Origin of the sequence: Winogradskyella immobilis (assembly GCF_021887715.1) — a bacterium.
In the GTDB taxonomy this organism is placed as follows: Bacteria; Bacteroidota; Bacteroidia; order Flavobacteriales; family Flavobacteriaceae; genus Winogradskyella; species Winogradskyella immobilis.
The window spans coordinates 1-570 of sequence record NZ_JAIQXX010000066.1 but is presented as its reverse complement, the minus strand read 5'-3'; the positions used below and the strand labels follow the sequence as shown (position 1 = coordinate 570).

Genomic DNA, 570 nt, shown 5'->3' with positions numbered 1-570 from the left:
AACGGTCTTGTGTATGGTTAGTTGCGTGTTTAAGCAACTAATTTAGTAAACAAAAACGAACGCGAGAAAATTCCGAAGGAATTTTCCAAATAAGCAACGACCAAAGCAATTAATTATACACGGTGTTAGCCAACGTTATTTTATTATTTACAATTTTTAGAATTCAAACGTTTATTAAATCCATTCCAGAATTTTAATGAGTCTTTAAAAGTTAATTTTACATTCATCCGTTCCAAATTAAGAATCGCATCAGTTTCCAAAAAGCTTAATTCAGTATTATTCATTCCAACGTATTTGATTTTCGCTTTCGTTTTATCTCTCCATTCTCCAAATGTCTCAAAGTAGAGAGTATCATTTTTAATCTCAATTTTTCTCCACTGTGATAATTCAACCCATACATTTTCCGATGCAACTCTCATAGAGTCTTTTTTGAAATAAAGTTCTGCATATTCTCCATCAATACACGAAGAGTAATTTCCATCCAATGTTTTCTCAGGTTGACAACCTAAAAACAGAATAAAAGTCAAAATTATATTCCAGAAGTTTAGTTTCATCAAATGTTGGCTAACG

At 31.1% G+C, this 570-nt stretch carries 1 protein-coding gene; it reads right to left on the bottom strand.

Annotated features, from left to right (window positions below; translation table 11 throughout):
- Positions 1–143: 143 nt before the first annotated feature.
- Positions 144–570 (bottom strand): hypothetical protein (locus K8Z87_RS13850; RefSeq protein ID WP_227478168.1); only part of this gene is annotated, 427 nt, incomplete at its 5' end.